Annotated in this window: 15 protein-coding genes; 8 read left to right on the forward strand and 7 right to left on the reverse strand. The window is 38.1% G+C overall.

Going from position 1 to position 12580, the window contains the following annotated elements:
* The first annotated feature begins 1 nt into the window (after position 1).
* The 4 genes from ACFOOI_RS18095 (at position 2) to ACFOOI_RS18110 (ending at position 2860) form a co-directional block, all read left to right on the forward strand.
* Positions 2 to 505, forward strand: a complete 504-nt coding sequence (locus tag ACFOOI_RS18095; protein ID WP_379839460.1) for a hypothetical protein — start codon at positions 2 to 4, stop codon at positions 503 to 505.
* Positions 506 to 613: 108 nt separating this feature from the next.
* Positions 614 to 1450: a VOC family protein gene (locus tag ACFOOI_RS18100; RefSeq protein ID WP_379839461.1), complete on the forward strand. Its 837-nt coding sequence runs from the start codon at positions 614 to 616 to the stop codon at positions 1448 to 1450.
* Positions 1451 to 1471: 21 nt separating this feature from the next.
* Positions 1472 to 2077 carry a hypothetical protein gene (locus tag ACFOOI_RS18105; protein WP_379839462.1) on the forward strand — a complete coding sequence of 202 codons (606 nt, stop codon included), beginning with the start codon at positions 1472 to 1474 and terminating at the stop codon, positions 2075 to 2077.
* 21 nt (positions 2078 to 2098) lie between these two features.
* Entirely contained in the window at positions 2099 to 2860 is a 762-nt protein-coding gene (locus ACFOOI_RS18110) for a DUF1835 domain-containing protein (RefSeq protein WP_379839463.1), read from the forward strand.
* On the opposite strand, the gene ACFOOI_RS18115 is transcribed toward ACFOOI_RS18110, so the two are convergent.
* On the reverse strand, positions 2857 to 3786 hold the full coding sequence (locus ACFOOI_RS18115) for an AEC family transporter (RefSeq protein ID WP_379839464.1): 930 nt from the start codon (positions 3784 to 3786) through the stop codon (positions 2857 to 2859). The genes ACFOOI_RS18110 and ACFOOI_RS18115 overlap by 4 nt on opposite strands.
* Before the next feature lie 143 nt (positions 3787 to 3929).
* Here ACFOOI_RS18115 and ACFOOI_RS18120 point away from each other — a divergent pair, with 143 nt between their 5' ends.
* The 4 genes from ACFOOI_RS18120 to murI all read left to right on the forward strand — a co-directional run bounded on the left by ACFOOI_RS18120 (position 3930) and on the right by murI (position 8385).
* Positions 3930 to 4316: a VOC family protein gene (locus tag ACFOOI_RS18120; protein WP_379839466.1), complete on the forward strand. Its 387-nt coding sequence runs from the start codon at positions 3930 to 3932 to the stop codon at positions 4314 to 4316.
* Positions 4317 to 4489: 173 nt separating this feature from the next.
* Positions 4490 to 4933, forward strand: a complete 444-nt coding sequence (locus ACFOOI_RS18125; protein WP_379839467.1) for a single-stranded DNA-binding protein — start codon at positions 4490 to 4492, stop codon at positions 4931 to 4933.
* 760 nt (positions 4934 to 5693) lie between these two features.
* Positions 5694 to 7589 carry a YgiQ family radical SAM protein gene (locus tag ACFOOI_RS18130; RefSeq protein ID WP_379839468.1) on the forward strand — a complete coding sequence of 632 codons (1896 nt, stop codon included), beginning with the start codon at positions 5694 to 5696 and terminating at the stop codon, positions 7587 to 7589.
* Between the two features lie 34 nt (positions 7590 to 7623).
* The gene (gene murI / locus ACFOOI_RS18135; protein ID WP_379839469.1) at positions 7624 to 8385 is read left to right on the forward strand and encodes a glutamate racemase; all 762 of its coding nucleotides are present in this window, start codon (positions 7624 to 7626) and stop codon (positions 8383 to 8385) included.
* Here the strand turns inward: murI and pnuC are convergent.
* From pnuC to ACFOOI_RS18165, 6 genes are read right to left on the reverse strand one after another with little or no spacing between them, the layout of a single operon-like run.
* Positions 8377 to 9045, reverse strand: a complete 669-nt coding sequence (gene pnuC, locus ACFOOI_RS18140) for a nicotinamide riboside transporter PnuC (RefSeq protein WP_379839470.1) — start codon at positions 9043 to 9045, stop codon at positions 8377 to 8379. The two genes, murI and pnuC, sit on opposite strands and share 9 nt — an antisense overlap.
* A gap of 1 nt (position 9046) precedes the next feature.
* Entirely contained in the window at positions 9047 to 9559 is a 513-nt protein-coding gene (locus tag ACFOOI_RS18145; RefSeq protein WP_379839471.1) for a DUF2480 family protein, read from the reverse strand.
* A gap of 9 nt (positions 9560 to 9568) precedes the next feature.
* Positions 9569 to 10483 (reverse strand): hypothetical protein, encoded by a 915-nt coding sequence (locus ACFOOI_RS18150; RefSeq protein ID WP_379839472.1) that lies wholly within the window; start codon positions 10481 to 10483, stop codon positions 9569 to 9571.
* A gap of 33 nt (positions 10484 to 10516) precedes the next feature.
* Complete coding sequence (locus tag ACFOOI_RS18155; protein WP_379839473.1) at positions 10517 to 10843, reverse strand: nucleotide pyrophosphohydrolase; 327 nt, start codon at positions 10841 to 10843, stop codon at positions 10517 to 10519.
* Positions 10844 to 10849: 6 nt separating this feature from the next.
* Complete coding sequence (locus ACFOOI_RS18160) at positions 10850 to 11413, reverse strand: hypothetical protein (RefSeq protein WP_379839474.1); 564 nt, start codon at positions 11411 to 11413, stop codon at positions 10850 to 10852.
* Positions 11414 to 11417: 4 nt separating this feature from the next.
* Positions 11418 to 12407: a polysaccharide deacetylase family protein gene (locus ACFOOI_RS18165; RefSeq protein ID WP_379839475.1), complete on the reverse strand. Its 990-nt coding sequence runs from the start codon at positions 12405 to 12407 to the stop codon at positions 11418 to 11420.
* Positions 12408 to 12580 lie beyond the last annotated feature (173 nt).

The following is a 12580-nucleotide window of genomic DNA, read 5'->3' on the forward strand; positions in this document are numbered from 1 at the left end:
TATGAATAGTTTTGAAGCATTTGATTATCAAGTAAATAGTTGGCAAATGTCGCTGAAAGAACTCAGCTGGTCGCAGTTGGTTGCTGAGCCCGGAGAAGGTTGGACCTTGGGTCAACTTTATGTGCATTTATTGCATGACACTGCTTGGTATTTCGCCCAAGCAGATTTGTGTTTTGGTGATACTTCAAATGCCTCCGAATCTATGAATAAGGAAGGTAAACTGCTATTTTTAAATAATTCATTTCCAGATATTCGTATAGTAAATAGAGGTAATGAGGTTCCGCTGCCAAGTAACATTTTAGAATTAGAAGAGGGCTTGGAACAATTAAAAGCTAAGGCTGCGACTATATTTTTTGAGCAAAATAAAAAGGATGCAGTTTTTGGCAAATCTGTACATCCTGGCTTTGGGTATTTGGCTCCTTTGGATTGGCTGCAATTTGCAGAAATGCATATGCGGCACCATGTTAAGCAGAAAGAACGCATACTTTTGAACATTAAAAAATGAGCCTTGTATTTTTTGTAATTAACTAAAAACTTTAGAAAAGTTTCCTAATTTTACTCACGTCCTTTTTGAGGACAATAATTTAATTTTAAATAAAAAACCTCACTCATAATGATAAAGCCAATCTATCCCTGTCTTTGGTTTGATAGCAACGCCAAAGATGCCGCAGATTATTATATTTCGATATTTGAAAACGCAAAAATATTAAGCCATAACCCCACTGTGACCAGTTTTGAGATTAGTGGTACCAAGTTTATGGCTTTAAATGGCGGCCCAACATATCAGGTTAATTCGGCGGTTTCGTATTTTGTGTATTGTGAAAAAGAGGAGGAAATAGACCGCCTGTATACCAAGTTATCAGCTGGAGGAAGCGTACTGATGGAACTGGGGAAATACAACTGGGCTGAAAAATACGCATGGGTGATAGACAAGTTTGGTGTGAATTGGCAGTTGGATTTTCATGGGATTAATTCCGCTCAAAAAGTGGTGCCTTGCTTGCTGTTTGTAAACGAAAAGAAATACAAAGTCAAGGCTGCGATAAATAAATACACGGCACTTTTTGAGAATTCGTCGATATTGGTTGAGTCGCCGTATATCCCAAGTCCCGAAATCCCTGACAATGCTGTGCTTTTTGCTCAAATGAAACTTAATGGCTTTATAATGAATGCCATGAGTAGCCCGTTGCCGCAAAAATACGATTTTACACCCGGTAATTCGTTTGTGATTGAATGCGACACCCAAGAGGAAATTGACCTAATGTGGGGCGAGCTTGGCATGGGCGGCAAATATAATATGTGCGGTTGGTTGGACGACAAATATGGGGTTTCGTGGCAAGTAGTGCCATCCATTTTGCCGAAACTGATGTCAGATCCAGAGCGAGGCCCACGGGTAATTCAAGCGTTTTTGAAAATGCAGAAGTTTGACATAGCGGCTTTAGAAAACGCTTAAAACGTACAATTAATGAGAATAATGAATAAATATTTAGGGCGATTTTTAATCGCCTTTGTTTTTTTGAGTCAAGCTGCTTTTGCTCAAAACAAGTACGAGAAAGAGATAAAAACTTCGTTTGAGACATATTTGGCGAGTGTAGAAAAAAGGGATTACGAAGGTTCGGTCGAATATCTGATACCCGAGTTTTTTGATGTAATACCCAAGGAACAGATGATAGACATGATGAAGCAAGTATTTGAGAATCCAACGATGGAGTTTCAAATCAAAGATTCCAAGGTTTTGGATGTGGGTAAGCTTCAGGTTGTTAATAAGAAATATTACAGTATGATGCACTATTCGGCTGTGATGTTTATGAAGTTTTCATTCGATACCGAAGGTCAAGACGAAGCGAGTAAGTTGGAAACTCAAAAACAAATGAAAGCCGCATTTGACGAGGGTTTTGGTGTTGGAAATGTTAAGTATCATGCTGAGACAGACACCTACGAGATTTTTGCCAAAAAGCAAGTATGTGCAAGCTCAGTTAACGGAGTTGATAATTGGAAATTTATAGTTTTCGAAAAAGACCTAATGCCGATTATGGTGAAATTTTTGCCAAAAGAAATCTTGGATCAAGCGGAGTTTTAATATTCGTTAAAACATTTTGAAATGCAACACTATCATATTCTAAATGGCGACTGTTTGGCTGAGCAATTGACTCAAACTATGCTCAATGAAAATCATATTGTTTTTAGAGAATGTTTGATTGAAGGGCCATTTTTAGGTGATACGTTATCAGATTTCTGGGAAAATAGAGCAAAGTTTTTTAGTGAAAGGTATAAAGTTAAGAATTCAGAGTTTTGGGCAAAAACCGTTTCCGAATTTGAGAAGATATCCGAAATTCCAGCCGGTTTGGAAGTTTGTCTTTGGTTTGAAAATGACCTTTTTTGTCAAGCAAATCTTTGGTTTCTAATTTGTGTTTTAGCCGAAAGAAAAGACCTGAAAATCTTCAGGGTGTTTCCTCAGATTAAAATAGCTGCAGACAAATGGAAAGGTTTTGGGATATCCACCCAAGAAGACTTATTGCTGGCATTTGATGCTAAAGTTCCTTTCTCTGATTCGGATATTAGTTTGGGTAAAAACCTTTGGGAGGCCTACAAAAACAAAGATACTGAAAGGTTATTAAGGCTTTCATCATCTGTTTCGCCATGTTTTGAAGATTTAGTTGAAGCTTGCCAAGCACATCTTGACCGCCATTTGAATCAAAATAAAGAAGGAAGACCCGAAAGTAAATTAAGGGAATTGATTGCTATCCATGGAGCGGTTTTCACAAAAGTCTTTATTGAATTTTCGAAAACCGAAGGCATTTATGGCTTTGGCGATTTACAAGTAAAATACATGTTTGATCAAATATTAGAAACCTCCAATTAGCCAATATCGGTGGTTAGGTTTAGTGCCAATACTAACAGCCAAATAATAGCAAAACTACATATCAACGTAAGGTTTACCATAGTTCCTGCCACGCGAGAGTCAAAATTAAACTCATCTGAAAAAGGCAAAATAGTCATGCCGATGGGTAAAATCACCAAAACAATCAGTACACTTCTCATTAGCGAAGGCTCTAGGCCAAAATAGAGGGCAGTCACCAAAAGTAAGCCATAAAAATAGCGGATGGCCAGTACCTTAAATGCTGATTTAAGTTGAGCTTTATTAAGTTCTATGCTGAGATAAATTCCCATTAAAAGCAATACGAGCGACTTATTTGCCTTGGCGAGGGTTTCAAGAAAGTCAAATGCGATGTCTGGAAGTTGTATATGTAAAACATTGATAAGTAGGCCAATAAACATACCAGTAACAGGTGGGAGAGAAAAAATCCGTTTGAGGATTTTCCGAACGCTCACTTTGCCATGACCTTTAGAAGCAAAATAATTTCCGATAGAATACACCACCCCAAATGTCATAAATGTATTTCCGATATCAAACATGACGGCATAAACCAGAGCCTTGGTGCCCCAAATACCTTCAATAAGTGGAAAACCAAAAAGACCCACATTAGATCCGCCGCATGCCATCATTAATATGCCTCTGATTTTGTCGGGTTCTTTTCTGAAAATCCACGTGGCAGTACCCACCGTAAGTGCACCAAAAGTCAGGCATAACAAGGGTATCAGCGACAGGGCAGGCTGCAAGTTTACCCGAGCCGTAGAGATAATCATTAAAGCAGGAAAAGTGGTGTGCATCAAGAACTTCGAGATTATTTTTCCTTCAGCTTCTTTGATGTATCCGTAGTGCTTTATTAAAAACCCCATCAGAATTATTCCAAATGTGATTAGAAAGGTCTGATTTGTCTGTAACATTTATTTTTTTTCTAAAATTTAGACAAATATACTAGCTGTTTTTTTTAGAGAATTAAAAATAAGAGTTATTGCTTTTTTTGACCGAAATAATATTTTAATAGGCAAAAAAATATTATTTTCACTTAAAAATAAAATCGTACTTCGTGAATAATTACATCGCTCAAATTTCGCTTTTGGTCAATGACTACGACGAAGCCATTGCTTTTTATACCCAAAAATTAGGTTTTGTTTTGTTAGAAGACACCAAACTATGTGACACCAAGCGGTGGGTTTTGGTAGCACCGGCTGCTGACAGTCAGTTTAGATTGTTGCTCGCAAAAGCTGTGGATAATCAAATATCAGCCGTGGGCAATCAGTCTGGCGGAAGGGTGTTTTTGTTTCTGTTTACAGATAATTTCGAAGAAATGTATCAGTTGCTATTGGAACAAAAAGTAACGATTGTTAGAAATCCTGAAGAGCAAGCGTATGGTAAAGTATTGGTTTTTGAAGATTTGTATGGAAATCTTTGGGATTTGATTGAAAAAAAATAATAAACATAAGTAACTGACTGTTAGTTATAAAAACGACAACAAACGTTTACAAACGAATACAAACGTTTATTAACCGACTAATGATTTTTAGGTGTTGCATCTTTGCATCATCATTTCGAGAAGAAGTGGTTCACAAGTAAAATATTATTAACAATTTAATTTTTATCACAATCATGGCATCATTAAACAAAGTATTGTTAATCGGAAATTTAGGTTCAGATCCAGAAATCAGAACATTGCCTAGTGGCGACAAAGTTGCACAGTTTAACATCGCAACTACGGAATCCTACAAAAACAAATTAGGCGAACGAGTAGAGGACACCGAGTGGCACCGAATTGAACTTTGGGGAGGCTTAGCGGGTGTGGCCGAACAATATCTAAAAAAAGGCGACAGTGTTTATATAGAAGGCAGAATTCGTACAGACAAATACACGGACTCAAACGGAGTAGAGAAATTTTCGTTTAGAATTCGAGGAAATAGCATGCAAATGTTGGGAAAACGAAGCGATAGCTCAAGTGCTGCTCCTTCCGCAGGTAATGCCCCAGCTGCGAATAAAGGGACGAATAACCCACCTGTGCCCGAGCAAATATCTGATGGCGACGACCTGCCGTTCTAAACAGCATCGAGTTTTCTTATTAAATTCAATAAATATTTAGTTTTTATATAAAAGAAGCACCCCCTAGTTTTTGATTTCAAAAATTAGGGTAAAGTGCTTCTTTTGTTTTTAATGGCTCTTAGGTAGGGATCACATTTTCGGAACCAATATCCAAACTTTAATTCTACTTTTTTTTACTGTCAAACGGCTAATTTTTAATTTTAAAGAAAACATAGATTAAACCTACCATTGAAGCCATTTTTTTAATCATTTTGAAAAACACCCCCCTTTCATTAACTGGGTCGCCTGCCAGCGGGGCCTCCATTTTTTTTCGAAAAAAAACGGAGCAAAAAAAACTGCACCCTGCAAACTCACACAATTAAAATTCTTATTGTCAAGGTTCTAATAAAAATTTACTTCCCAAAAGAATTTTAACAGTGCTCAAACAGTGCAGGGCGATGTAAAGATTTATTTCCTATTTTTTTACCCGTTTGACAGTACTTTTTTTTAAGATTTAAAATCTCCACAGCAGGGATGAATGCAGGTTATCAGTACTTTAAGTGTTAGGTTTCAATTTCGGAAATTTATAAATCAATTTTCTAAATCATTGAAAACACCAGGTAGCAATTGCAAAAAAAGAATGTAAAAAAACTAATGCTTATTTCACTTTGGCACATTGATTTCATATCATTTTAACCACCAAAAGACACTTTTTTTGACCTTTTTATGAGATAATTCATGTTTTGAACATTCTTAGGTCATTTTCTGTTAATTTTGTAATATGATTACAGTAAAAGAGAGGCCGGTTACGCATTGGTTACCCATCACCAAAAAAGAAGTAGAAATGAGAGGTTGGGAGCAACTTGATGTCATCTTGATATCAGGGGATGCCTACGTAGATCACCCTTCATTTGGAACTGCGGTAATCGGGCGTATTATGGAGTCTGAAGGCCTGAGAGTGGCTATTATTCCGCAACCAAACTGGAAAGACGACTTAAGAGATTTCAAAAAACTAGGTGCTCCCAAATATTTCTTTGGAGTAACTGCGGGTTGTATGGATTCCATGGTAAACCACTACACGGCTAACAAACGTCTTCGCTCAAACGATAGCTACACACCAGGTGGTGAAGCAGGTTTTAGACCTGACTATGCTACGGTAGTTTACAGCAAAATCTTAAAGGAAATATACCCAGAGGTACCCGTTTTAATCGGCGGTATAGAGGCCTCACTCCGCAGAGTTACGCATTATGACTATTGGGCAGACAAGCTTTTGCCTTCTATTTTGATTGACTCTGAGGCAGACATGTTAGTTTACGGAATGGGAGAGCAGCCACTCCGCGACCTACTAAGAAGAGTGAAAGCAGGCGAAAAACTGAATGAAATTAAAGATATAAATCAAATAGCTTACGTAGAGCCTACGCTTGAGGATATTCCAAGACAAAACGATTGGGAGACCATTGAGCTTGCTAGTCACGAAGTATGTTTGAAAGATAAAATTAAATACGCCTCTAATTTTAAAATAGTGGAGGTAGAGTCTAATAAGTGGCAGGCGAATAGAATTACTCAGAAAGTTGGAAATAAGACTTTAGTAATAAACCCTCCTTACAAAACTATGGATGAGGAAGAAATGGATAAGTCTTTTGACTTGCCTTATACCCGTATGCCTCACCCGAAATACAAAAAACGTGGGCCAATTCCGGCTTATGAAATGATTAAGTTTTCGATTAATATGCACCGTGGCTGTTTTGGTGGATGCAGTTTCTGTACTATTTCTGCACATCAAGGTAAGTTTATAGCGTCTAGGTCTGAGGAATCTATCATGAAAGAGGTGGAGCAACTTACGCAGCATCCTGAGTTTAAAGGGTATATTTCTGACCTTGGCGGACCTTCTGCCAATATGTACCGAATGAAAGGCAAAGACGAGTCTATCTGCAACAGATGCCAGGCTCCGAGCTGTATTCACCCGGTTATTTGCTCAAACTTAGATACCTCGCACAAGCCACTAACTAATATTTACAAAAAAGTAGACGCTCACCCTGATGTCAAAAAAGCATTTGTGGGTTCGGGTGTTAGGTATGACCTTTTGGTAGATGATTTTAACAAAAACAACCAAGACGGCAATCACGATGAGTACATGGAGCAGTTGGTTACCAGACACGTATCAGGTAGACTAAAAGTTGCCCCAGAGCATACCTCAGATGCTACATTGAGGGTCATGCGTAAGCCGTCGTTTAAGTATTTCAGAAAATTCAAAGATAAGTACGACCAAATACAAGAAAAACACGGGCTGAAGCAGCCGCTCATACCATATTTTATTAGTTCTCACCCCGGTTGTGAAGAAAAAGATATGGCTAACTTAGCCGCTGAAACCAAAGATTTGGGCTTTAAGTTAGAGCAAGTGCAAGACTTTACGCCTACGCCCATGACGGTAGCCGAAGTTATCTATTACACAGGCGTGCATCCATATACGTTACAGCCGATTCATACCGTAAAAACCAAAGAAGAGAAACTTGCTCAAAACAACTATTTCTTCTGGTGGAAAAACGAAATGAAAAGCTGGATAAGAAATAGATTGAAAAAACTAGATCAACCAGAATTAGCCGAACGTTTAGTGGGGTCGGGCCCTTCTCAAAATTATTCAAGAGAAAGTAAGGTGAAATCTAAAAAGAGGTTTTAAATTTAAACTCATTTTATAGACTTAAATTTTCGTTATGATAGGCGTTTTTGATTCGGGTATAGGAGGACTTACATTGTTAAAGGCTTTAATGCAAACTTTACCAAACGAGAGTTTTCTGTATTATGCCGATTCTAAAAATGTGCCTTATTCCTATAAAACAGACGAAGAGATTAAGGGTTTTGTAGAAGAAGCAGTAGTTTTTTTGAGAGAAGAAGGCTGTAAAGCCATTGTGATAGCTTGCAACACCGCCACAAATGTAGCTATAGAATACCTGAGAGCTAAGTATGACTTCCCCATTGTGGCCATTCAGCCTGCTGTTAAACTAGCTTTTGATAACAATGCCGATAATAAACGTATATTGGCCTGTGCCACCCCTGTTACACTTAGGTCAGTAAGATTTAATAAACTCTTAGATACGCTAGATATCAGCCACTTGGTAGACAAGCTGCCGCTGCCGGGTTTAGTAGAGTTTGCCGAAAAAGAGATTTTTGAAGGGGCTGAAGTTTTAAATTATCTCAAAGAAGAATTCTCTAATTTTGATTTAGAAAAATATCACTACATCGTTTTGGGATGTACCCACTTTACATATTTCGAAAAGTTTATCTCTGAAAACTTCCCTACGCTCATTCCTTTGGATGGAAATGAAGGGACTGCCCGACATTTGAAAAATATTTTGATAAAAGAAAACCTCATCGAAAGTGAAGAAAATCCAGACTTAAAGTTTATTGAGTCAGGCAAATACGTGGACCAACCCGAGCGGTTTTTGAGATATATCCGTAAGGTATATTTAGGCTGAAACAGTACGTTCAAGTTTCCACTTGCGGGTCCATTCTAAAGCCCCCACTACCGCAATAATGCAAAAACCTAGATAGAGCAAAGCATACAGTTTAACGTCTTTTACAAAATACATATACGTACTTATTATGTCTATTACGAGCCACATCCACCACGCTTCCACGTTTTTTCGTATCAACATAAAAGTAGCCACAATGCTCATGACTGTAGTGAATGAATCTGTATAAGGAAAAGCACTCGGTAGGCTAAATATCGCAGGAAATAGTTCATGTAGATTTTTAGAAAAAGTGCCGAGTAAAAAAGTAGCTACCAAACCTATACCTATCAAAATGGCAGAGGTTTTAAGTGGTAACATAGATATTTTGAGCTCTTTTTTATGGTTGGCTTCTACTTCTTTCGGGAACTTCCATGACCAAAAACCTATGATGTTTGTGATAAAGAAAAACACCTGTAAAAGCATATCTGGATATAGCTGAATCTGATAAAATAGAATAAATGCCAATGATACACTTGACAAACCCACCACCCAAGACCAAACGTTTTCTTTGTACGATAGCCAAACGGCGTAAGCCCCAGTCAGTGTAGCCCAAAATTCTAGGTGGCTCATGTCGTAGCCAAAAACAGAAAAGAAGATATTTTTTATATCAAAAATTGGTGGCACTTTAGATAGATTTATTTTTAAATAGTGGAACCGTACTACACGGCTCACCAAACATGAGGCTTTTCACTATTGGTTTAAGCAAGCGTGTGATTTCTACATAAACCGAAGTGGGTATTTGTGCATTGCTGCATCCTTTTACCACTACTCTTTGTCCTTTGAATTGCTCTAAGTTTAAGTTTTTTAAAGCTTCCTCGTATAGTTTTTTTTCGAGGTCTTCGAAGTTTCCGAAAACCACCATGTGTGCAAATGGCTCTAAATAAATGGCCAAAAGCATATAGGCCCATGTTGGAATAATGGCATCGGCTGAGCAGATTACGGACACATTTTTATCTTTATAAACGGACCAATCGTGATTTTTCAAAAATTCCCTGAAGTCTTTCTCTTTCAAAATTAACTCCATAAAAAGATTGTCTTTCAGGTCATATTGTACACGTTCTCCCGGATGGAAATAATCTTCCAAGTCTAAACTGATGAGACCGCTTGATGCTACTTTGTTAACTATTTCTGCTTCCATAATTTTCTTTTATAGCTCTTCAACAATATTTTCGTCGTCAAAGTTTTCTGTTGGGGCAATGCGTCGCACAGGGGCAGGATATTTTTCTAAAAATGGAATAGTAATATATTGACTCAAAACTTTTAGAAACGTACGAATAAATGAAAGTATTTGTTGAAAAATGAAAACTATAAAAATACTAAAGCCAGAGGTCATTCCGAAAGCGTTTTCGAGAAGCAAATACAAAAGACTAAAAAGACCGCCAGTAAGTATGATAAAATAAAATAAAACGAGGGTCTTCATGTTTTTGAAAATATAGCCAAAGCTTTTCCAAAATGCCGGCCAAGGCTTAAGGTTATCATCTTCGAAAATCATGCTGCGGGCGTAGTCGCCTAAAACTATTACAAAACTGATAAAAAACAAGAGGATCAAAATAGGAGGGAGCATGGCAAAGAAATAGTCTTTCTCGTTACCGCCTTCGCCAATAGACGCAAAAATAAAGAAGAACATACCCGAAAATGCGATTAAACACAACAGGAATATCAACTGAAAAATCAAGAAAAGTGCGTATTTGAAGAAGTTTTTACTTGAATTTGCCCAAAACCTATTGAGGTCAAACTTTTCAGAATAGGCTTTTGCCTCTCCGATTATTCCACCTGCAAAAAACACCTGGATAGCCATATAAACTACGCCTAAAATCATGATTAAAGGCAAAAATGGCCTAAATGCTTTTCCTGATTGAATCATGAAATCACTAAAAATCATGAAGTCAAACTTAGGGAGTAGCTGCTCTAATGCAATGGAGTTGTTGGCTTCATTGAGGATGGTAACATAAAATGGACGAGCCACCACAAATGCCAATACAAAGCTTACAGCATAGATTAAGACCACCAAAGGCCATTTTTTTTGAAGCGAAGAAAAAGCGTTTTTTAGAATCTGAAACATGGTTTATTTTTATTGCTTTCAAAATTAAGACATTTAAAATAGCTTTTCATTGTTTTTATGTCTTTCAAAATCTCTTTTTGTTTTTTTAGCCAAATTATCAGCAAAGGCTTCGCTCAGGTTTATGCCTGTTTGGTTAGCCAAACATATAAGCACAAACAGTACGTCAGAGAGCTCATCGCCGAGGTCTTTGTTTTTATCAGATTCTTTTTCGGACTGTTCTCCGTACCTTCGTGCCATAATTCGGGCCACTTCGCCCACTTCTTCCATCAGTATGGCGGTGTTGGTGAGTTCATTAAAATATCGAACACCTACGGTGTTTATCCACTCGTCTACGGTGGATTGTGCCTGAGCTAAGGTCATTTGTTATTAATTTGAGTTTGGTGGGCTGATCATTATATGTGCTCTGTGAGTACCTGGGTCCATTATCCACGGGCCACCGCTCACCATTGGCTTAAGTGGGAGTCCGGTGGTTTCGGGAGTAGCCCAAGGGATATAAACCACATATCTGTAGTTTCCTTTTTCGGCATTTTCTCCATAAAAAATATGTAGCGTGGAGGCATTTTTGGGCATTTCAAGTTTACCAGACTTGGCCTCACTTTCTCTTATGTCAAATATCTCTTGGTTGGTTTTCTTTTCTTTTTGAAGTTCTCTTCCGCGGGCCATAAATGGCTCCAGGTCTTTGTGGTAACATGAAACTTGAAAACCTTTTTTGGTAGGGTCGTCTGCTAAGCAAATCTGGTCGTTGGTACCTTTTTTGATAATGCTCAATTCGCCATTTGTTCCATATCCCATTACGGTAGCACCTTCTCTCAGTTCTTCAGGAAGTGCAATGGTGGCTTCTTTTATTTGTTTTTCTATGTTTTGTGCCTGCGAGTTACCAAAACTCAATAGCAATATCCCGGATAATAAGAGTTTAATTATATGTTTCATAGTATTATTTATTTAATTGGTTTCTTCTGTTTTTAGCTTCTCTCCAAGTGGTCAATACGATGTTGTTTTTTTCTAAATATGCTTTAAAAATAGGGTCTGTCATAGCAAGCATGTCGCCTTTTCGGGTAGTGCCAGAGCCAGATATTTCGCCAAATATGTCGCTTGGCCATGTGCAATGCATAATTACCATTGTTAAGCCAGGCTTTAGTTTTTCTATAGTTTCTATATATTTTTTGGTTTTAAAAGCTCGAATCTCTTTGTCTGTGCACGTTTTGCCTTCTGGGCAATCCCAACCGTAGGAGACATTGTGGAGGTCGTCAAGTACTGGCAAACCCGCATTCCAAAGTTGTTTGCCTATTGCTGTGGTTATTTGAGGTGTTAATCCTGTACTTGCTGTGGTCTCGCTTATCATGGTATTGTGCCCACCCGGAAACATCACAGGTATTTTTTCTTCCATGCCTACTTTTAGGTAGCGTTCCAAAAATCCTTGAGTCGCAAACAGTGTACCCATGTGGCTATCGAGGTGGGTAGGTTCCCATCCCATGGCCCGCGAGCGTTCTAGTTGTGCCCGTATTTCTATCTCTATTTCATCTGGGGTAGCATTTTTTACGGTTCCGGCCACATTGTCCCACATGGCTCCTTCAGTGTCTACAAGGCCGGGTACTTTAGGTTTACCACTCAGTGGTCCCCACCTGTAATTGTCCCATTCTGAAGTTAAGGTTAAGTGTAGGCCTGCGTCTATATTTGGGTGTGTTTTTAGGTATTTAAAAAATCCCGGAATCCACGGGCAGGGCATCATCATGCTTAGTGAAGTTGCCACGCCGTTTTCCATGGCCTCTATGGCACCTTTATTTGAGTCGAAAGACATTCCTACATCGTCAATGTGTAAAATAAGCACTTTTGCGTTTTTTGGATACCCCAAAAGTTCCGCATAAGTTTGGGCGAAAAGCAACCCGGGGGAAATTAATGCGAGTATAAGTAAGAGTTTCTTCATGGTTTTGTTGCTTAAATTTTGTTTAAATTTTAAAAAAGATTTTAAAATCGCTTTGTCTAGCTTTAACTCAAATTTAAGAACTTTCTGTTTCAAATACCTTAAAATTAGGGATTAGTTTTTTGGGAAAAATGCATAAAAAATCCCCTTCGATTTTGGTCAAAGGGGATTAAATG

The sequence above is a fragment of the Lacihabitans lacunae genome (assembly GCF_042649125.1).
In the GTDB taxonomy this organism is placed as follows: domain Bacteria; phylum Bacteroidota; class Bacteroidia; order Cytophagales; family Spirosomataceae; genus Leadbetterella; species Leadbetterella lacunae.